This is a genomic window from Chitinophaga arvensicola, assembly GCF_900110835.1.
Taxonomy (GTDB): Bacteria; Bacteroidota; Bacteroidia; order Chitinophagales; family Chitinophagaceae; genus Chitinophaga; species Chitinophaga arvensicola.
On record NZ_FOJG01000001.1, the window covers coordinates 2,223,513 to 2,244,675 of the forward strand.

The following is a 21,163-nucleotide window of genomic DNA, read 5'->3' on the forward strand; positions in this document are numbered from 1 at the left end:
TGATTATTAATAAATTTAAACTACATCATTACTACATCACCAGACGTAATCCTATATTTTATGAAAAAATGGTGGCTGTTTTTTCTTTGCATCGGTTGTTTCCGGATAGCCGCAGCCCAAAATACGATCGGGTTACCCCAGATCATTAATTATAGTAAAAGCGATTTCCAGGCAGGCACCCAAACCTGGGATATTGAACAGGATAGCCGGGGCATGATGTACTTCGCCAACAACGAAGGCATGCTCACTTATGATGGTAGTCACTGGAAGGCATATCCATTACCTAACCGTACTATCGTGCGCGCACTTGCCATTGACCCTTCCGACCGGATCTATGCCGGCGGTCAGGGAGAAATGGGCTTTTTCGCCCCCGGTCCCAATGGTAACCTGACCTTTACTTCCCTGAAAGACCTGGTACCTGCCTCTCAGAATAAGTTTGCCGATATCTGGAGAATAGAAATTTATAAAGAAGCCGTTTTCTTCCAGGCTTCCGACCGCATCTTCGAATACCGCAACAACAGCATTAAGGTGTATCCCAGCGAATGGCTGTTCCTGAAGCAGGCAGGTAATAAATTGTATGCACAGGACAAGTATACAGGGCTGATGCAGTTTAAAAATAATGAATGGGTACCCCTGAATACCAATCCGACATTCAACAGCGGACAGATTACCGGCATTATCGGTATGGGGGAAGACAGCCTCCTGGTCAATACCCAGATCAACGGGTTGTTTATTTTACACAACGACTCCATTATTAAAAGACAGGCGTCGTTCAGTCCGGGCAACGTGAATATCTCCACCCGGCTTAATGCAACGGAATTCGTAACAGGCACTTCTGCAGAGGGGTGTGTGGTACTGAATTTTAACGGGGAAATAGTGCAGAAGATTTCCCGCACCGAGGGCCTTCAGAACAATGATGTGATCAGCGTGTTTCTCGATAAAAATAATAACCTCTGGGCAGGGTTGAACAATGGCATCAGCTTTATCGCCTATAACGCAGCTATTAAATATATCACCCCCAATAAAGTCAATGAGCTATCCGGCTACTCCACCCGCATCTTTAATAATGAACTGTATATCGCTACCTCGGATGGCGCCTGGTATGTACCGCTGACCGGTACCGGCGGCGATCTCAGTTTCGCGAAGGGCGATTTTAGCCGGGTACGCAACAGCCGGGCGGAAGTGTGGCGACTGGATGAAGTCAATAATCATATCCTGATGGGACAACATACCGGTAGTGCTGTGTTGAAAGATCATAGCAGTGTGCCGCTGTCAGACGATGCCGGCGCCTGGCTGTATAAACCCATATCGGCAGTATATCCGGCAAAAGATATCCTGGTAGGTACCTACACGGGTATCCGGATGCTGGACTATCGTGGCGATCAGTTTACTGATAAGGGCAAACTGGAAGGAGTAGGAGAATCGCTGCGCTTCCTGGAGATAGATAATAATAATACCATCTGGGCTTCCCATCCTTATCGCGGTGTGTATCAGCTGCAGCTGTCGCCCGATCATAAAAGTGTGACTTCCCGGTTATATACTGACAGCGCCGGCCTGCCTTCTGCGTTGAGTAATTATGTATTTAAAATTAAGAACAGGGTGGTATTTGGTACCGGTAAAGGCGTGTATGAATTTGATCCGGCTACCAGCCGCTTTATTCCTTCGGCATTTATGACACCTATACTGGGTAATATGGAGATCCGCTATATGAATGAAGATGCCGATGGCAACGTGTGGATCTGTAGTGGAAAAGCAATGGGCGTTGTTAATTTCAATCAGCCTTCCGGCGATAAAACCTATACGATTACCTGGATCCCGGAACTGAACGGGAAGATCTTGCTGGGATTTGAAAATATCTATCCATATAATAAAGAGAACATTTTTATAGGATCGGAGAAAGGCATTATTCACCTGAACTATGAGAAGTATGCCACCAGTAAACAGGTGGTAAAGGTATTACTGGGGCAGGTAAAGGCGTTTGGCCGGTCCGACAGCATCATTTTTGGCGGGTACTTTCATCAGCGTATGGCTGCAGGGTACCAACAGGGCGACCGGGAGATTGTTTCCCTGCCGAAAAGCTACAACTCTTTCCATTTTGAATACAGCTCGCCGGCTTATGGCCTGCAGAATAATATTGAGTATAGCTATCAGCTGGAAGGATATGAAAGCCATTGGTCTGCCTGGTCTTCAAAGTCGGAGAAAGACTACACCAACCTGCCGGACGGAAAATACATTTTCCGGGTAAAGGCGCACGACAACCTCGGTCATGAGTCGGAAACCGTTACATATAGTTTTGTGGTATTGCCGGCCTGGTATAAAACCATCTGGGCATATATCTTTTACATCTTGTTGTTTATGGGAGTGCTGTACCTGCTGAACCGCTGGCAGGAAAGGAAGATGCAACGGCAGCAGCGCCGGTTCGATGAAGAGCAGCAACGACTGAAATATATTCATCAGCTGGAGCTGGAGAAAAATGAGAAGGAGATCATCAAGCTGCAGAATGAGAAGCTGGCCAATGAAATCCATTTCAAAAACAATGCGTTGGCAGATGCTTCCATGCACCTGGTAGAAAGAGGGGATGCGCTGGTGAAAGTAAAAGATATCCTGGCGGCCGTGTACAAAAAGAATGGTAATAACCCGGAAATCAAAAATGCGTTGCTCCTGCTGAACGATGTGGAAAAGAACAATGACAACTGGGATCAGTTTGCCGCACACTTTGATGAAATCAACAATAATTTCCTGAAAAAGCTGAAAAGTAAGTTTCCGGCGCTTACCAATACCGACCTGAAAGTATGCGCCTATCTGCAACTGAAACTTTCTACCAAGGAAATTGCGCAGCTGATGGCCATTTCGGTAAGGGGAGTGGAAATTAAACGCTACCGGCTCCGGAAGAAACTGGAGTTGCCTACCGAACAGTCGATGACGGATTTTTTGAATGAAATATAGTTTCCTGTTTTAAGTTTTCATGTGATGAAAAATATAGTATTATAATTAATTAATATTTATATTTTTGGATTCGCTGCCGGGTAATCCGGCAAGTGCCTTATTCCTATCACCCAGAACTAAAGAGCATGTTTAAAAAAACCGTTTTCCTTTGATGGCCGTATCCGCAGAACAGAATACTGCCTTTCTATTTTTATTTATGGCGCCGCTGTTGGCGTAGCCACAGGCCTCAGCGAAGTGACCCATGGAATGGGTATGATCCTGGTAATTCCTGCACTCTGGTTTTTTATTGCACAGGCAGTAAAAAGATCCCACGATATCAGCAACAGCGGCTGGTACATCCTGATTCCATTTTATGGTTTGTGGCTGATGTTTTCTTCCGGTGTACAGGGAAGTAATGAGTATGGCGATGATCCCAAAGGTTTTGTAGATCCGAATGAAGTATATTCTATCGGGCAGAACGAGCAGCATTAATAACGTAACTGTATATACGAAGAGAGCCGTCTTAAAACAGACGGCTCTTTTTATTTGGGTGGAGCCATTTATATTACCCGGTCGGCAGTCCTGCTGAAAATTCGGGGACCTGTCCGGAGCATATCGGTATCCGCTTATTTTTTACTACTTTAGCGGAGATACCACCAACCTTATCATTCAACCATTAGCGCAGTCTGCAACGATAATGCACGATAATATCTATATTGACAAAGCACTGTTTCAGCGCATTTCAGAAGGCGATGAGGCGGCGTTTGGTATCCTGTTCAATACATCCCTGATGACGCTGGAGCCCTTTATCCGCAAGCTGGTAAAGTCGCCCGACAGCGCGAAAGAAGTCATACAGGCTACTTTCCTGCGGGTATGGCTCAGCCGGGATAAGCTGTCTGGTGTGGAGCATCCCAAGGCCTGGTTATATAAAGTAGCGGCCAACGAATGTTATACCTATATGAGGAAAGAGGCCACAGAGTACCGTTTAAGGGAAACAGCGGTGGTGGAGGAAGACGAAGCGGATACCGCTACCAGGCGGCTTACATTGAAAGAATTACATGCCATTATAGAAGAAGCGGTGATGTTGTTGTCACCACAACGCCGGCGCATCTACCAGATGAGCCGCAATAAAGGGATGAAGATCCCGGAAATAGCTACAGAGCTGGATTTGTCACCCAATTCTGTGAAGAATGCACTGGTGTTTTCCCTGAAAGCGATCCGGGAGCACTTACGTAAAAACGGTCATGCCATTCCACTTGTTTACCTCCTTTTCATCTGTAAATAAAAAATATTTTTAAACAGATAGGTCCTATTTGTTAGCAGCCCATTCTTAGTAACAGGGGAGCCGTTAAAATTCCGGCCGCCTCATTTATGCATGCAGGAGCAAAGGGTCACATATTTATTACAGCAGCGGCTTTCCGGTAATGAAACGCCTGCAGAGCAGAAAGAGTTGTACACATTGCTGGAGGATGACAGCAATATGGAACTCCTCATGGAGGCGTTGACAGACCTGATGTGGCAGGCGCCTGCTGACAGTGCGCCCGTAGATACCGATGCCCGCGACACTCTGCTGCAGAGCATTACATCGGCAGATATTACCCTGCCATTTGTGGAAAGCCTGCAGCCGGTGAAAATGATTCATCGCGTTTGGTGGGCGGCAGCTGTGGTTACCGGTTTGCTGGTAGCCGCCGGTCTGTATTTTTTCCTGCGTCCGGTAACCCCTGTAAAGCCCTCGTCAGTTCTGGCGGAACGCTATAAAAATGATATTGCACCTGGTGGCAACAAAGCCATGCTTACCCTGGCAGACGGCTCCAGCATAGCCCTGGATGAAGCAAAAAATGATACACTGGGCCATCAGGGGAATAGCAGTATCATCAAATTACAGAACGGACAGGTGGCATACCGTTCGTCCGGCGCCGATGCCCCTGTGAGCTGGAATACGCTCAGCACACCACGGGGTGGCCAATACCAGCTCACCCTGCCGGATGGTACCGGCGTATGGTTGAACGCCGCCAGCAGCCTGCATTTTCCCACCTCTTTTGCCGGTAATAACAGAACCGTGGAGCTAACGGGAGAAGGATATTTTGAAGTAGCGCCGCTTTCCGGAAAACCATTCCAGGTGAAAGTGAATAATACTACTGTCACCGTGCTGGGCACCCATTTTAATATCATGGCCTATACCAACGAAAAGGCGCTGGCCGTATCCCTGTTGGAAGGCGCGGTGAATGTAAGTCACCAGGGAACCGTCAGGAAATTACTACCCGGACAACAGGCCCTTATCGGCAGCAACAATAACATCACCGTTACGGGCGCCGATATGATGGAAGCCGTAGCCTGGAAAAATGGCTTCTTTATTTTTGACCGTGCAGATATTATTACCGTGATGCGACAACTGGAACGTTGGTACGATATAGAAGTAGTATATGAAGGCGCACCGCCGCAAATGTCTTTCGGTGGCGGTATGCAGCGCAGTCTGCCCCTGTCGGGCGTATTAAAGATCCTGGAAAAAAACGGCGTTTTATTTAAGATAGAAGGAAGGAAAATAACCGTATTACGATAGTAAGCATGCCATATTTTTTTAACATTCTAAATCCAACCAGCTATTGAATTAACAGCAATCATGTAGAAAACCAGCGCCATTAAAAAACCAGTGATGGGCAAACATCACTGGTTACAGGCAATAAATTATTCGTGTAAACTCATTTTTATCACCGAAATCAAATGTATGATTTTAACTGCTTTGTTCCAAAACAGAGAGGGGGAACTGTGTTCCTCTGTCAACAGGCCTGATCATCAGCTTATCAACACTTCCGGAAAGCACCACCAATGCAGATCTTACATACCGGTATATGCCGGTACAATGAAAAAAAATAATCAGCCAACCAAAATTTGGAGGATCATGAGGGTATCTGCTCTATTACTATTGGCAGGCGTGCTGCAGGTCAGCGCCAAAAGCATGGCACAAAGGGTGTCTATGTGCGTCAGAAATACACCGCTATCAGCGGTGTTTAACACTATCAACCGGCAAACGGGCTACATCGTTTTTTATAATTACGATGCGTTGCAAAATGCCCGTCCCGTCACCCTGGATATCAAAAACGCCACTATCCAGGAGCTACTGCATGTTTCCCTGATGGGACAAAACCTGGAGTATGCCATTGAAGACAAAACCATTACCGTGACACGCATCGTGCAACGGGACCTGCCTTCTGTACCGGTACCGGCGCAGATCGTGGTAACCGGCCGCATCACCGATGAAAACGGCGTACCTCTCGCTGGCGTATCAGTAGTGGTAAAAGGTACTGCAAAAGGCACACAAACCAACAGCAACGGAGAATACACCGTAGCCGTAAGGGATGAAAATGCAGTGTTGTCTTTTTCTTATGTAGGTTACGAAAAACAGGAACTCGTAGTCGGGAAAAACGGCGTGATCAGCATCCAGCTTAAACCTTCCAATAATAAACTGGTAGGAATTGATGTCGTAAACACCGGTTACCAGACCATTTCACGCGAACGCGCCACCGGTTCTTTCGCAGTGATAGATCCCTATCGTCTCCGCAGTAAACTGAAGCCGGATCTGAAATCAGCGCTCGAAGGACAAGCCACCGGTGTTGTACTCACTAAGGAAGGTAACCTGGAAATACGCGGGGTGTCCACACTGCTGGGCACCGCTGCCAGCGCGCCTTTGCTGGTAATCGACGGCTACCCTTCCAACGCCGGCCTGGAATCACTCAACATCGACAATATTGAATCCGTCACGGTTTTGAAAGATGCAGTAGCAGCATCCATTTACGGCGCCCGCTCTTCCAACGGGGTCATCGTGATTGCCACCCGCATGGCCCGGAGAGGCGCATTGCAGGTGGAATACAAAGGTTCTACCGGTATCACCCTGAAACCTAATCTGTCTAACCTGAACAGAGCTTCTTCGGCAGATTATGTAGATGCCGAAATTGAACTCTATAACCAGGATCCCAATAGTTACCTGACTACCTATAACAACTATGGTAACACGTCGCAGGTAAACTACCTGCTGATCGCCAAATCACAGGGATGGCTGAACGATAAAGACGTAGATGCCCGGTTGAACGCACTGAAAAATAACGACGGACTGGCACAGATGGAAAAGTATTATTTCCGTAACCAGTTTACCCAACAACATAATATCTCTTTAACCGGCGGTAGCGAAAAGAGCATGCTCAATGCCGCTGTACGCTATGTTTCCAATCAGAGCAATACGGTTGGTAGCTCAGACAACCGCCTCATCTTTGATGTGAAAAACGACTGGCAGCCACGCAAAGGCGTGAACATCCGTCTCTTTTCCAATGTGAATTATGCCACTTCCGCCTCACCGGCACGCACCTGGTCGGATATGCTGGCTTATACCAATACCTCGCTCATCCAGCCCTATACTTTACTGGTAGATCCAGCCACCGGTGAGCCGCAGAACGTACCTTCCAAAAATCAGAAAAAGGAAGACCGGTATGCTGCATTGAACGGACTGAAACCACTGAACTATAACCCGCTGCAGGACCTGATGCTGGAAACTTCTACCAACAAATTACTGCAGATAAGACTGGGCGGAAGCGTAAACGTAAAAATCTTCGACGGCTTAACCGCTGAAGCTGGAGGTACCTGGAGCCGTGGCGATGTTTTTGGTAAAACGCTGTACGATAAAACGGCTTACAGAGCGCGGCTCTGGTACGACGATAATACGTCCATCTCCAATCCCTCCAAACACTACATTCCGGATGGCGCCGTGGTGAATGAATCCCGTAACGCTAACCAGAGTTACATGTTCCGCACCCAGTTGAACTTCAACCGCATATTTGCACAGAAACACCGGGTGAGCGCCATTGCGGGTAACGAAATAAGCCGCAATACCAGCGATAATAATAGTTTGCCTACCCGCTTTGGCTACAACGACCAGGCAGGTTCGTTCTCTACTTTTAACTATGCTGATTATAACGCCGGTTCCTATAATGCAGATATGCTGGGTACCAACAGACCCTCCGCCAGTATAGGCTCCATTGGATTTGTGGATAACCGTTTTGTGTCCTGGTATGCCAACACTTCCTATGAATATAACAACCGCTTTATTCTCAGTGGTAGTATCCGTTTGGATCAGACCAATTTCTTTGGTACCGATCCCCGCTATCGTTACAAACCATTGTGGTCTGCCGGTGGTACCTATAAACTGGGCCAGGAGAAATTCTTCCATGTGCCATTGATCGACCGGCTCGATCTGCGCGCATCGTATGGTATCAACGGAAATATTTCCCTGAACTCGGGTCCCTTCCTGATCATTACTCCCGGCAGTTATTCCAATTATACCGGAGATGTGTCTTACGGTATTTCCTCACCGCCAAATAATTCGCTGCGTTGGGAGAAAACAAAAAGTACCAACTTTGGTTTCGATATATCCCTGATGAACAGAAGGATCAACGTTACGGCAGATTACTATGTGCGTAACAGCAGCGACCTGTTGGCATCTGATGCCATTGATCCGACCCGTGGTTTTAGTTCTCTCGTAAAAAATATTGGCGAGGTAAGCAACAAAGGATATGAAATATCCGTGAACGCAGATGTATTGCGCAAAAAGAACCTGGTGTGGAATGCCTTCATGAACTTCAGCTACAACAATAATACGGTAGTAACCTACAATGTAAATTATCAATATGCCTCCAGCATTACCAGCGGCGCCATCAAAAAAGCCGGTGACCCGCTCGATGCACTGTACAGTTACCGTTTTGCAGGCCTGGATAATAACGGCGTATCACAATTCTATACCGCCAAAGGCGAGAAAACAGGCGGCGGTAATGCAGCTGTGGGCGATCTGATCTACAGCGGTACGCTGCGTCCGAAATATGCCATCAGCTTAACCAACTCCTTCCGGGTAAAACAGTTCGATCTGTCTTTTATGTTTATCGCCAAGGCGGGAAATGTACTGAGAAGAGATGCTTTCAGCGGTTCCAATATCCTGAACAAACACGTATCAGAAAGATGGAAGAAACCCGGCGACGAAGCCACTACCATCTATCCTAAACTGAGCAGCTGGAATATGGATATGTTTTATTTCCCGTATTCAGATATTCTTATCGAAAGCGCCAACTACCTGAAATTAAGGGACGTGACGCTGACCTACGATATCAATCCCCGTTTGATAAAACGTATTGGCATCACCAGCACCCGGATCTATTTCCAGACCCGCAACTTGTTTATGCTCACTGCCAACAGCGATCACCGCGATCCGGAAACAGCTGAACTGAATCTCAGCGGTGGCACCGGCGCCTTTACAGAACAGGGATTTTCTTCGCTGGCCCTACGGCCGGAATTTTATGTAGGGTTATCATTCAGTCTTTAACAATTAATTACGGCGATCATGAAACAGCGTATACTCATACTGGTTATTATCATCGCAGGCGGTATCAGTGCCTGCAACAAATTCCTGGATGTAAAACCTAAAGGAAAGCTGATCCCTTCAGAAGTGGCAGATTTCGATCACCTGCTCGACAATGTGAATATTGCGCAGTGGGTATTTATCGATAATAATACCGGTTGTAACCTCGGGTATTTAACAGATAATATAGCCCTGTCAGATGGGATCGGTAATATCAACTACAAAGCCAACAATCATCCGAACATAGACCGCTACTGGGCATATGTTTTCCGGCAACCTTATAAAAATCCGGCTACCTCGGATTACTTCTGGGATTGGGGAACCTACCGTTCTATGGCCTATTTCAACAACGTGATTGACGGCGTACGCGCTATTCCCAGCCTCAGCCCGGAGAATCAGCAGTACGCGAAAACAGTGGTGGCGCAAGCCCTGGTAGACCGCGCCTGGTCTTATTTTATTACCACCCTGGTATATGGCCCCGTGTATAAACCCGGTTCGCCCAATACTACCAAAACGATTCCCTATGTAACGAGTGCCGACATAGGCGCACCGTTGCCGGACCTGTCTACACAGGAACAGGCATTTGCACAGGTGTCGAAAGATGTACTGACTGCTTTACCGGATGTACCGGAGGTAACCAACTGGCCTTCCCGTCCTAATAAGAATGCTGCCTGGGCGCTGCTGGCTTACTATCACCTGTTTACCCAGAAGTACGACAGCGTGGTGTATTATGCCGATCTCGCATGGACAGCCGCCAGCAAAGGAGGTACCGATAAATTGATTTATGATTACAACAGCTTTTCGTGGACGGATCCTACTAATCTCATCAACAGCACTATCAAAGCACCCGATAATTTCCTGTCGGCCGCCAACAGCCGGGAGAATTTATTTTACCGTAACCTCGATGCAGGTGCAGGCAGATCATCTTCCAGTTATCCTTCTGATGAAGTGATTGCGCTGTATGATCAGGCCAATGATCTGCGGTTTAAATATTTCTTCCTGACAGCGCCCGGTTATAAAACCACCTACAACAATGTAGTGTACGACGATGGCAACCGCATTCAATATTATCGAGGTTCCAAAAGTAATATGACAGCAGGTTTCAGTTACCCGGAATTACTGCTGATGCGCGCAGAAGGATATGCACGTACCAACAAACTATCTGCCGCGATTGCCGATCTGAATACGTTGCGCCGTTACCGTTATAAAACCGGTACACCCGCACTTGCCGTAGGGTCGCAGGATGAAGTAATCCAGCAGGTGTTGGATGAAAGAAGAAGAGAATTGCCTTTAGGTTCTTTCAAGCGCTTCCTTGATCTGAAACGCCTGTGCCTGGAAACCGGTAAGCCCTGGTGCAAACCAAAAATCCAGCATAAGATCGGCGCCACTACATATGAAGGCACCGTGGATTCGAAAGATTTTATTTTAACCATTTCCAACGTAGTATTGAAATTTAACCCGCAGTGGAATGTTCCGCTGGATGGAAGACCATTTTAAATCATAAACAACAACCAATGAAACACATTTTTGTATCAATGCTGGCTTTGTTGCCCGCCTCCCTTCTGGCGCAGGACGGCGCCTTTGTGCTGAAAGGGAAAATAGGAACACTGGATGCTCCCGCAAAACTGTTCCTCACCTATCGCGCCAATGGCGCAGTTGTAAGAGACTCAGCAGCCTTACAACAGGGAGTATTTGAATTCAAAGGTACCGTGAGCGATCCGGTAAAAGCATCGCTGGTACTGCGTCATACGGCGCCTACCAACCTGATGTCGTATAAATCGGATCAGCTGGCGGTATACCTGGAAAAGGGTACTATTACCATTACCAGTAAAGACTCGGTGTACAACGCAGTAGTAAAAGGTACTTCACTCAATACGGACCAGCAGCAACTGCAGGCAAAACTGAAAGCCACCAGCGCGCAACGTGATCAGCTGACGGAAGACTATATCGCTGCTTCAGAAGAAACACGCAAATCAGCGGAGTTCAGGAAAAATTATGACGAGAAGAGCAAAGCGATCCGCGAAGAAGAAAAGAAAATATACCAGGCTTTTGTGAGTAGTCATCCTAAATCGCTGGTGAGCCTGGATGCACTGCAGAGCGTAGCCGGCAGTATCCCGGAAAATCCCGTAGCGTTGGAAACAGTTTTTAATACCCTGTCTCCTGCCGTAAAAGATAGCAAAAGAGGAAAAGAACTGGCGGGGTTGATTGATGGCTGGAAGAAAACAGCTATTGGCGCTACTGCACCGGTGTTTACCCAGAATGATACGTTGGGTAAACCGGTAAACCTGACCGATTTCCGTGGTAAATATGTACTGGTGGATTTCTGGGCCAGCTGGTGTGGTCCCTGCCGTGCAGAGAATCCGCATGTAGTGGCAGCGTTTAATAAATACAAAGACCGCTCCTTTACGATCCTCGGTGTATCGCTGGATCAGGCCAACGGGCATGATGCCTGGCTGAAAGCCATTCATACCGATCAGCTCACCTGGACGCATGTATCCGATCTGAAGTTCTGGGAAAATGACGTCGCGAAGTTGTATAGCGTACGTGCCGTGCCACAGAATTTCCTGCTGGATCCTGCCGGGAAAATCATCGCAAAAAACCTGCGTGGAGAAGACCTGGATAAAAAACTGGCAGAACTGCTGCCGCATTGATGACAACCGGCCCTGTGCCGGCTGTCGTCAATTGTTTGTTAAAGGGTTACTACGATTTTTCCTTTCGTAGTACCCTTTTTCATTTCATCCATAGCCGCCCGCATCTCGTTAAACGCAAATGTTTTACCGATATAGGATTTTACTTTTCCGGATGCCAGTAATACTGCAATGGCGTCGATGGCCTTTTCATCAGAGGTGACACCAGTAAAGCGCACATCAAATCCTTTACTTTGGTAATAACTGGTAGTTGCCGCAGGTAGGCCATGAGGCAGGAAGAATAACGCGGCGCCGGGAGCGAAGTGCTTTTCATATAAAGCGGCCGGGTATCTCCCGCCAGCATCCAGTACCAGGTTGAGCTGCAGGTCAGCTGCTTTTTCGAAGTCGAATTGCTGATAATCGATCACTTCATCTGCACCCAGTGCCAATACCCATGATGCCTGTGCAGCGTTGGTAACGGCGATTACATGTGCGCCTGCAGCCTTTGCCATTTGCACGGCATAATGTCCTACGCCACCGGCCGGCGCGGTGATCAGCACCCGGTCGCCTTCTTTCACCTGGAAGTGGTGATGCAGGTTTTGCCAGGCCGTAATGGCTGCCAATGTAGCGGCAGCGGCCTCGGAGAAGGAAATGTTGGCCGGTTTTTTAGCGAGATGGATTGCCGGGGCGGCTACATACTCCGCGAATCCGCGACCATGTCCTGGCATCTTTATCATGCCGAATACTTCGTCGCCGATCTTGAATTTAGTAACAGCGCTTCCTACCTGGGTGACGATACCCGCTATATCCGATCCGAGTATTAACGGCGAAATACCATCCAGTGAAGGCGCCCAGCTGGCGCGTAATCCATCTGCGGTGGTATAATCTTCCAGGGTTTTATAATCGACCGGGTTGATCCCGATCGCTTTTGTTTCCACCAATACTTCATCGGCTGCAATTGCCGGAATGGTGGTGGCAGAAAGGGTAAGGGGCGCGTTTTTATCGAGTTTTTCTAAAATGATTGCTTTCATCGTGTTTGTGTTTATGAAAGCAAAACTACCCTGCTGTCTTTTTTTGCAACCGTACCGGAAAAGGAAACAACAGTAACCAGATGGGATGGCCCTTATACAGCGGTGCTTTATTACTTATCTTTACGGTATGGAACAGGTACACGATCCCTTTAGCATCAGTACAGTTACACTGGATCACTGGGAAAAACGCAATCGCAGGAATAACTTTTTTGAGCTGGTATATATCCTGGAAGGAAGCGGGGAGCAGCAGGTAGAGTATACCCGCTCTGCTTACCGGCAGGGAAGTATTTTCCTGTTGCCTTCTTCCGATTGTCATACCTACCGGATAGCGGAGAAAACTACTTTTCTGTTTATCCGCTTTAATGCCAGTTTCTTTTCCGGGGAGCAGGATTGTGTGATAGATTTTGGCAAATGGTTCTGCCGTCTCAATTTCATCCTCGGTAATTATAGCCGCAGGGCAGGAGAACTGATCACCGGTGAAAACGATAAGGCGCACCTGGTTCGTTTACTGGAATTGTTGATGTATGAGCAGCAATCGGCCGACAATCACTCCCGGCGTATTATGCAGGGGCTGATGGTGGCCGTGCTGGAGCTGATTGCCCGTAATGTAGCGGATGTTTTACCGGGAGAGCTGAACGGGGAAAACAAGCGCTTTGCGGAAGTATTGCTGCATATACAGTATCATTTGCTCGATGAGGATAAAATTTCCCCCACGTATCTCAGTCAGCGGTTTAATATCTCTGCGACCTATTTCAGCGAATATTTCAAACGCAATGCCGGCGAAACTTTCCAGGAGTTTGTACTCCGTTCAAAACTAAAGCTGGCAGAAGCAAAAGCGTTATTTACAGATACTTCCTTTAAGGAAATAGCCTGGGATCTGGGCTTCACCGATAGCAGTCATCTGAATAAAATGATGAGAAGATTTTACCACAAAGGCATGAGCGAAATCCGCAAGGGCGTAGTGCATGAGGATGCTAACTGATTTTTTCAAAGTCGTAATGCCCTTTGATATGTGTATTCAGGTAAGTGCCTTTTGATCCGGAAGATTTCATGGCCAGGTATTCTTCTTCCGGTACATCTTTATAATCGTACACCATCCCCGACACGAATATAATCCGGAGTGTACGCGTTTCCGCCTTATATATCATATGTGCTACTACGGAAGAGGGCATATGTGCCGGAACTCAATTATCATACCCTGTTAATCTTCATCTTATCTTGTTTTTGAGTTGTGTAAGCCAGCGCTTCCCGCATTTTGCTTTTTTCTGATGCAAAATTAACAATTACTTAACCTGTTCTTGTATTTTTTGGATAATTATGTCGAACTAATTAAAATTTTGATAAAAGTTCTTGTAAAATTTCAAGAAGTTGTCCTATCTTGAATTACCAATTCACTTGTAGCATATTTCACTTGTTAGCGTATTTAATTTCACTTGTAGCAAATTGACGTAGATTTAAACTGTAGCAAACTATTAATCTAAATGGTGTCCGATCGCCAAGAACTATTTAAAAAGACATTATTAAAACACCTGTACTTTAATAAGGAGTTGTCCTGTGCTGATTTAACACTGCTCACTGGCAAGAGTCTTCCACATACAACCAAGGCATTGAATGAACTGGTGAAGAGCGGTTTAGTACTGGAATCAGGCTATGCTATTTCTACGGGCGGTCGCCGGCCACAGATGTATTCTGTGAAACCGGACTACTTATATATTTTATCGGTAGCGATGGACCAGTTTGTGACCAGTATCAGTATACTGGATATGCAAAACAACCTGGTAGGAAAGGAATACCAGATAGCGCTCGATTTATCGGCACATCCGGAAGCGATGGCGGAACTCGGACAAGCATTGAAAGCATTTATAGAGTGCTCAGAAATTCCAAGAGAAAAATTTGCAGGTATTGGTATCGGGATGCCCGGTTTCGTTGATGTAACGAAAGGAGTGAATTATTCTTTTTTCGACCGGCATTATGGTAGTATCAACGAATACCTGGAAGCACTGACGGGAATTCCGGTGATCATTGACAACGATTCCAGTTTGATCGCATTGGCAGAATGGAAGCTGGGCGCAGCCCGCAACCGCCAGAATGCACTGGTGATCAACATTGGCTGGGGTATTGGTTTGGGCATGGTGTTGAATGGAAATCTTTTCAGAGGTGAAAACGGATTTGCAGGAGAGTTTTCCCACATTCCATTATTCACCAATAATAAGATCTGCAGTTGTGGAAAAATGGGTTGCCTGGAAACGGAAACTTCGCTGTCGGTGATTGCAGAAAAAGCGGTGGAAGGCATCCGCGAAGGAAGAACAACCGTTATGAAAGATTTGTCGATGGACAACCGCGACGACACGTTTAGAAAAATTATGGATGCGGCCATGAAAGGAGATAAGTATGCAGTAGAATTAATATCACAGGCAGCTTATCACATCGGACGCGGCATCGCAATACTGATTCACTTGTTAAATCCGAACCTGATCATCTTAAGCGGGCGAGGAACATTAGCCGGAAAACTATGGCTGGCACCTGTACAACATGCGTTAAATGAATATTGTATACCAAAAATCGCAGAAAACATTCAACTGATAATATCGCCTTTAGGGTACGCGGCAGAGAGACTTGGAGCAGCAGCACTTGTTATGGAACACCTGGATAAAGGCCAACTGAGCAAAACAGAGTAATACCACGAACATTTTATTTATCAATCAAACATAAGGCAGTAACGACCTACTGCATGTGGACTTCGCATGCCGTAAAGGAAGGATGCCTTCATTATTTATCCACATCTAAATTCACCAGTATGAAAAGGTGGCTAAGCTTTCTGCTGCTAACATGTTTGGTAGCAACGTGCTATCAAAGCGTTTCCGCACAGGAAAAGAAAGGGGTATCCGGTACCCTGAAAGACGCTACAGGCGCTCCCGTAATCTATGCAACAGTCATTGAAAAAGGCACAACCAATGGCGCAACAACCAACGAAAAAGGTGCGTTCAACCTGATGGTAGCACCAGGTGCAACACTGGTCATCTCCAGTGTTGGCTATACCTCACTCGAAGTTTCCGCAAGTGGAAATCTCAACCTCGTTATGGAAGATGCTTCCAAAGGATTGAATGAAGTGGTAGTCACTGCGTTGGGTATTTCCCGCCAGAAAAAATCACTGGGTTATTCCATGCAGGAAGTAAAAAGTTCTACCCTGGTAGACGCACATGAAACCAACGTGACCAACGCCTTAACCGGTGTGGTAGCAGGTTTGCAGGTAATGCGTTCCAGCACTGGTCCTGGTGGTTCTTCCAAGATTAACTTACGTGGTAACACCTCCCTGACCGGAAAAAACCAACCACTGATTGTAGTAGATGGTATTCCTATCGACAACTTCGCCGGTGCTACCAATAACGATGGATGGAATCCCGGTATGGACATGGGTAATGGTCTTTCGGATCTGAATGCCAATGACATTGCCAGCATGTCTGTCCTGAAAGGTCCGGCTGCAGCAGCTTTGTACGGTAGCCGTGCAGGTGATGGAGTTATTCTGATCACTACTAAAACCGGTAAAAAAACAAGCGGATTAGGTCTGAGTGTTTCTTCCAGTCTTGGCTTTGAAAGTATTTTCACCAAACCTGAAATGCAGAAGAATTTCTCCCAGGGATTGGATAATATTTTCAACAACGAAAGCGGAGACAGCTGGGGCGCAAAAATTACCGGCCAGAGCTTACCTAACTGGGATGACAAAACAGAACCCCTGCGTTCATACGATAATATCAGCCGGTTCTTCAATACAGGTATCAATCATAACCAGAACATATCTTTTCAGCAGCAGGTGGAGAAATCCGCTATTTATACCTCGCTGAATTATATGAATGATAAAAGCATGGTGCCTGGTACAAAATATACCCGCCTGAATCTCACTACAAGAGTGACTTCTAAATATGGTCAGTCAGAAAAATTATCTACCGACTTCAAAGTGCAGTATTCCAATACCAATGCACATAACAGGTTAGCTACAGGTGTTAACAGCCGTAACTATTCCAGCCTGTTATATACGATGCCTGTTTCCATGGACATCCAGCAGTTCAAAGATCCGTTGGATCAATATGGCAACATGCGCTGGTATGGCATCGGTAACCAGGTAAATCCTTACTGGGCAAGCAAGTACAACCTGAACGATGATGTGCGTAACCGCTTTATCATGAACGGAAGCATGAAGTATCAGTTCACCGACTGGTTAAATGCAGAGTTAAAAGCGGGTGCAGATATTTATAATACCAACACAGAAGCGAAAGTATACGCAGGTAGCCCAAGCCCTAAGAATGGTAGCTTCAGCACAGATAAATACTCTTTTTCTGAAGTGAACTATAGTGCATTGGTAACGGCGAAGAAAGAAAGGTTGATCGACAGACTGGGAGGAAACATCAGCGTGGGTGGTAACCTGATGCGCCAGCAGTGGTCCAGGTTAGGTAACAGCGCTGGTGAGCTGGTAGTACCAAACCTGTTCCTGATTAAAAACGCGAAAGGAAATCCAGGTATTACCGACGAGTTTAACCAGCAACGTATCAATTCCATCTATGCTACCGGTGGTATCAACTGGGATGGATACCTGTTCCTGGACGCGACTATGCGTAATGACTGGTCTTCTACCCTGAGCCCTGAAAACAGGTCTTTCTTTTACCCGTCAGTAAGTCTCTCTTACCTGTTTACAGAGCAGTTTAAATCTCTGCCAACGTGGCTGAGTTATGGTAAAATCCGTGGATCCTATGCAGTGGTTGGTAACAGTTTACCTGCTTACCAGTTGTACAATACTTACCTGATTGATCGTGATCCGAATCAGAATACGACTGCTTCCAGGAAGAAAACATTGTATGATAAAGATGTGCGCAGTGAACTCATCAAATCTTTTGAGGTGGGCGCTGAGTTGCGTTTTGTGGACAACCGCTTTGGCGTGGATGTTACTTATTATAAATCCAACGCCACCCGTCAGCTGATTGAATTACCAATGGATCCCGGTAGTGGATATGAGAACAGGAAGATGAATGCCGGTAATATCCAGAACAGCGGATTCGAGATCATGGCAGATGCCAGAATACTCGATGGTGACAAGGGACTGCGCTGGAATGTATCCGGTAACCTGTCTATGAACAGAAACAAGATCATTGATATCAACAAGAATGCTGGTGTGAACCGTTATCCTTTGGGAGGTTTCGATAACCTGTCGATCGTAGCAGTTACCGGTGAGTTGTATGGAGATATTTATGGCAGCAAGGTACAACGTGTAACAGATCCTAAAAGCCAATACTTTGGTCAGTGGTTGTTAGATGGTGAAGGTCGCCCGGTACGTGGTGAACAGAATGTTTACCTGGGTAACCAGCAGTCGAAAGCACTGGTAGGTCTTACCAATAACTTCGCTTACAAAAACTTCGGCCTGTCTTTCCTGATTGATGCACGTATTGGTGGTGATATGTTTTCTGCAACACAATTGCTGATGCAAAGAAACGGTACCGCAGCTATCACTGCACCGGGTGGTGAAAGAAATGATATGATTGTAAATGGCGTAGTGTCTGATGGTAATGGTGGTTATAAGCCAAATACAAAAGCCGTAACCCAGCAACAATACTGGAAAGCTATTTCCGCTGACAACCTGGGTATTACAGAGCTGAATATGTATGATGCTACCAATATCCGTCTGAGAAATGTGCAGTTGAGTTATGTGTTGTCTAAGAAACTCCTGGGCAGAACACCGATCCAATCTGCAAAAGTAGGTGTGGCCTGCAACAACGTATGGATGATCTCCAGCCATATGCGTGGCCTGGATCCTGAATCTGTATTTGCGATCAATACCAATGCCACAGGCTTTGAAAATGGAGCGCCTCCCACCACACGTACTTTCCTGGTGAATCTGAGCCTTAGTTTTTAACATTTAACTGTAATCGAAATGAAAAAGATACTCATAAAATCAGGTTGGGCGTTGGCCGCGATAGTGACGTTGTTGTCTGCCTGCAGCAAATTTGAGGAAATCAATAAAAGCCCGAAAGAAGCCGATGCCAGCCAGGTACAGGTGGAATACTTTATCAACAATTCCATCATCGGCGCACAAATGGACCCGAATATTGCCGAGCGTTCTTTTGTGTTGTACTGGAAAACGGCGAGCCGTCAACACCTGAGTGGTGGCTTGTCTTCCGGAAATCCTAACGATGACTGGTCTACGGAATACTACCGCTACAGCTCCACCTGGCTGAATCATATTAACACCGCAATCCAGATTGCGGATGAAAAAATAAAGACCGGCGATATCAAGCCCTATACGGAGAACCTGAGACAGGTAGCACGTATCTGGCGCGCTTACCTGATGAGTGAATTATCCGATAACTTCGGTCCTATTCCTATCAAAGCATTTGACGGTGGAAACCCTGATTTTGCGGGAGTGAAGGAAGTGTATTATTATATACTGGATGAACTGAAAGATGCCAGTGCAAAATTAAACACTACCATTCAACCTACAGACGATCTGAAATTACTGGACCCGGCATATGGCTACGACTTCGCAAAATGGAAAAAGTACGCTAATTCCATGCGCCTCCGTTTGGCTATGCGTTTGTCGGAAGTAGATGGCGGCAAAGCCCGGGCTGAATTTGAAGACGCTGTAAAAGGTGAACTGATTGATGATGCCAGCGCTACTTTCCAGGTACAGGAAAAAGGAGGATGGGATGCACTGAGCGGTGTAATGAGCCGTGAGTGGAATGCACAGATCCTTTCTACTACCCTGGAAAATATTTATACCGGTCTTGGTGGTGTAAAAACCGCAGACCAGCTGGGCGCTGCTTACCAGTCTTATATCAAACCGGCAGATTGGGCAGGTTTACAGCTGAAAGATCATTTCTCTACCATGACCAATGATCCGTTTGCCGGCTTCTGGTTCGACGGTTTACCGCAAACCATCGATCCCCGCGCATATAAAGCATTTATTCCCGCAGGAGATTTTACCAATGCCAACTTCAGCAGATTCCCTTCCTACGATCAGCCTACCTGGGAAACCACGGCGCGTGATCTCGTAAATGAAGCGGGTGGTGTGGTGAAAACACTGGAAGGTAAGTTTACCTGGAATGGGTCCAATGCGGGCGACTGGGGCGCCAAAGGCACCAAAAATAAATGGTACGGATTTCCAGGATCTTCTCCACGTTTGGGCCAGCAGTTCCGGAACAGCGCCAACAAACGCATCTTCTTCCACGCATGGGAAACCAACTTCCTGATTGCAGAAGCAGCGGTGAGAGGATGGACTGTGCCGGTTTCAGGAAAAGCAGCCTATGAGAAGGCCATTTCACAGAGCTTTGAATATTGGGGTGTGTCCGGATTCCTGAGCACTTACCTGGCATCTACCGACTTTAACAGAACCGGTACCTCTGTAAGCTGGGATCACACCGCAGAACCACCTGCTACCCACCTGATGAACTTCAAGGACGGATACTCCGGCGCCGCTGGTACTGTAGCTATCAACTACCCGGTGAACAACCTGTACAAGAATGGAACGGTTAAAAATGATCTCTTAACAAAGATCATTACCCAGAAATACATTGCACAAGTGCCCTGGTTACCACTGGAAGGCTGGAATGATAAGCGCAGACTTGGATTGCCATTCTTCGAAAATCCAATGATTGAGCAAACACTGGTCACATTACCGGCATTGAATAATACCAATTATATGACCAGTAATGTGAATTTCTTCCCGCAACGTCTCAAGTATCCTTCTTCACTGAAAAATACCAATGGGAAAGGCTATGATCAGGCAGTAGCAGCGCTGCCAGGCGGAGGAGATGCTGTACTGACACCATTATGGTGGGCAAAGAAACCTTAGTTTGTTGTTCACTTTTTATAAAAGGGGCTGGCCGGAGATATTCCGGTCAGCCCTTTATGATATAGCAGATTGTGCCGCCTGTTTTATAAACTCTTTAGGTGTTTCGGATTTATAAGCCTATCTTGCACACAAATACAATATAATGCAACAAGGTACAGTTAAGTTTTTCAATGAATCCAAAGGATTCGGTTTCATTACTCCATCTAATGGTGGACAAGATATTTTCGTTCATATCTCCGGTACTACTGGTGAACTTCGTGAAAATGACAAGGTTACATATGAAGTTGAAAATGGTAAAAAAGGTTTGAATGCAGTTAACGTAAAAGTTATCTAAGTTTATATATCT

Annotated in this window: 13 protein-coding genes and 1 pseudogene; 12 read left to right on the forward strand and 2 right to left on the reverse strand. The window is 46.4% G+C overall.

All coding sequences use genetic code 11. The features are described from left to right. Window positions 1–60: 60 nt before the first annotated feature. The 7 genes and pseudogenes from BMW79_RS09365 (at window position 61) to BMW79_RS09395 (ending at window position 11,973) form a co-directional block, all read left to right on the forward strand. Window positions 61–2,946 carry a ligand-binding sensor domain-containing protein gene (locus BMW79_RS09365; protein ID WP_089893602.1) on the forward strand — a complete coding sequence of 962 codons (2,886 nt, stop codon included), beginning with the start codon at window positions 61–63 and terminating at the stop codon, window positions 2,944–2,946. A gap of 153 nt (window positions 2,947–3,099) precedes the next feature. After that, a pseudogene (locus tag BMW79_RS09370) lies at window positions 3,100–3,417 on the forward strand (DUF805 domain-containing protein); the annotation flags it as partial. Between the two features lie 205 nt (window positions 3,418–3,622). Beyond that, window positions 3,623–4,210 (forward strand): RNA polymerase sigma factor, encoded by a 588-nt coding sequence (locus BMW79_RS09375; RefSeq protein ID WP_089893608.1) that lies wholly within the window; start codon window positions 3,623–3,625, stop codon window positions 4,208–4,210. Window positions 4,211–4,300: 90 nt separating this feature from the next. After that, a complete protein-coding gene (locus tag BMW79_RS09380; protein WP_089893611.1) occupies window positions 4,301–5,485 on the forward strand; it encodes a FecR family protein in 1,185 nt (394 codons plus the stop codon). A 339-nt stretch (window positions 5,486–5,824) separates the two neighbouring features. Then, entirely contained in the window at window positions 5,825–9,286 is a 3,462-nt protein-coding gene (locus BMW79_RS09385; RefSeq protein WP_177192099.1) for a SusC/RagA family TonB-linked outer membrane protein, read from the forward strand. Between the two features lie 18 nt (window positions 9,287–9,304). Further along, window positions 9,305–10,819, forward strand: a complete 1,515-nt coding sequence (locus BMW79_RS09390) for a RagB/SusD family nutrient uptake outer membrane protein (protein WP_089893617.1) — start codon at window positions 9,305–9,307, stop codon at window positions 10,817–10,819. Window positions 10,820–10,836: 17 nt separating this feature from the next. Next, window positions 10,837–11,973 (forward strand): TlpA disulfide reductase family protein, encoded by a 1,137-nt coding sequence (locus tag BMW79_RS09395; protein ID WP_089893619.1) that lies wholly within the window; start codon window positions 10,837–10,839, stop codon window positions 11,971–11,973. Between the two features lie 38 nt (window positions 11,974–12,011). Here BMW79_RS09395 and BMW79_RS09400 read toward each other — a convergent pair whose 3' ends face one another. Continuing rightward, window positions 12,012–12,980 carry an NADP-dependent oxidoreductase gene (locus BMW79_RS09400; RefSeq protein ID WP_089893623.1) on the reverse strand — a complete coding sequence of 323 codons (969 nt, stop codon included), beginning with the start codon at window positions 12,978–12,980 and terminating at the stop codon, window positions 12,012–12,014. Between the two features lie 127 nt (window positions 12,981–13,107). On the opposite strand from BMW79_RS09400, the gene BMW79_RS09405 reads away from it, so the two are divergent. Then, on the forward strand, window positions 13,108–13,962 hold the full coding sequence (locus BMW79_RS09405; RefSeq protein ID WP_177192100.1) for an AraC family transcriptional regulator: 855 nt from the start codon (window positions 13,108–13,110) through the stop codon (window positions 13,960–13,962). On the opposite strand, the gene BMW79_RS09410 is transcribed toward BMW79_RS09405, so the two are convergent. Next, entirely contained in the window at window positions 13,955–14,152 is a 198-nt protein-coding gene (locus tag BMW79_RS09410; RefSeq protein WP_089893628.1) for a KTSC domain-containing protein, read from the reverse strand. The two genes, BMW79_RS09405 and BMW79_RS09410, sit on opposite strands and share 8 nt — an antisense overlap. Window positions 14,153–14,461: 309 nt before the next feature. Between BMW79_RS09410 and BMW79_RS09415 the strand changes: the two genes are divergently transcribed. The 4 genes from BMW79_RS09415 (at window position 14,462) to BMW79_RS09430 (ending at window position 21,151) form a co-directional block, all read left to right on the forward strand. Then, window positions 14,462–15,658 carry an ROK family protein gene (locus BMW79_RS09415; RefSeq protein WP_089893631.1) on the forward strand — a complete coding sequence of 399 codons (1,197 nt, stop codon included), beginning with the start codon at window positions 14,462–14,464 and terminating at the stop codon, window positions 15,656–15,658. A gap of 119 nt (window positions 15,659–15,777) precedes the next feature. Continuing rightward, window positions 15,778–18,882, forward strand: a complete 3,105-nt coding sequence (locus BMW79_RS09420) for a SusC/RagA family TonB-linked outer membrane protein (protein WP_089896843.1) — start codon at window positions 15,778–15,780, stop codon at window positions 18,880–18,882. Between the two features lie 18 nt (window positions 18,883–18,900). After that, window positions 18,901–20,817, forward strand: coding sequence for a SusD/RagB family nutrient-binding outer membrane lipoprotein (locus BMW79_RS09425; protein WP_089893633.1), 1,917 nt, complete (start codon window positions 18,901–18,903; stop codon window positions 20,815–20,817). Between the two features lie 142 nt (window positions 20,818–20,959). Continuing rightward, window positions 20,960–21,151 carry a cold-shock protein gene (locus BMW79_RS09430; protein ID WP_089893636.1) on the forward strand — a complete coding sequence of 64 codons (192 nt, stop codon included), beginning with the start codon at window positions 20,960–20,962 and terminating at the stop codon, window positions 21,149–21,151. The last annotated feature ends 12 nt before the right edge of the window (window positions 21,152–21,163 follow it).

What these genes read in the sequence shown, in the direction of transcription:
- BMW79_RS09385 (WP_177192099.1), top strand. Translation starts at nt 5,825, where the DNA reads ATGAGGGTATCTGCTCTATTACTATTGGCAGGCGTGCTGCAGGTCAGC.
- BMW79_RS09430 (WP_089893636.1), top strand. Translation starts at nt 20,960, where the DNA reads ATGCAACAAGGTACAGTTAAGTTTTTCAATGAATCCAAAGGATTCGGT.
- BMW79_RS09420 (WP_089896843.1), top strand. Translation starts at nt 15,778, where the DNA reads ATGAAAAGGTGGCTAAGCTTTCTGCTGCTAACATGTTTGGTAGCAACG.
- BMW79_RS09410 (WP_089893628.1), bottom strand. Translation starts at nt 14,152, where the DNA reads ATGCCCTCTTCCGTAGTAGCACATATGATATATAAGGCGGAAACGCGT.
- BMW79_RS09425 (WP_089893633.1), top strand. Translation starts at nt 18,901, where the DNA reads ATGAAAAAGATACTCATAAAATCAGGTTGGGCGTTGGCCGCGATAGTG.
- BMW79_RS09395 (WP_089893619.1), top strand. Translation starts at nt 10,837, where the DNA reads ATGAAACACATTTTTGTATCAATGCTGGCTTTGTTGCCCGCCTCCCTT.
- BMW79_RS09415 (WP_089893631.1), top strand. Translation starts at nt 14,462, where the DNA reads ATGGTGTCCGATCGCCAAGAACTATTTAAAAAGACATTATTAAAACAC.
- BMW79_RS09400 (WP_089893623.1), bottom strand. Translation starts at nt 12,980, where the DNA reads ATGAAAGCAATCATTTTAGAAAAACTCGATAAAAACGCGCCCCTTACC.
- BMW79_RS09405 (WP_177192100.1), top strand. Translation starts at nt 13,108, where the DNA reads ATGGAACAGGTACACGATCCCTTTAGCATCAGTACAGTTACACTGGAT.
- BMW79_RS09390 (WP_089893617.1), top strand. Translation starts at nt 9,305, where the DNA reads ATGAAACAGCGTATACTCATACTGGTTATTATCATCGCAGGCGGTATC.
- BMW79_RS09380 (WP_089893611.1), top strand. Translation starts at nt 4,301, where the DNA reads ATGCAGGAGCAAAGGGTCACATATTTATTACAGCAGCGGCTTTCCGGT.
- BMW79_RS09365 (WP_089893602.1), top strand. Translation starts at nt 61, where the DNA reads ATGAAAAAATGGTGGCTGTTTTTTCTTTGCATCGGTTGTTTCCGGATA.
- BMW79_RS09375 (WP_089893608.1), top strand. Translation starts at nt 3,623, where the DNA reads ATGCACGATAATATCTATATTGACAAAGCACTGTTTCAGCGCATTTCA.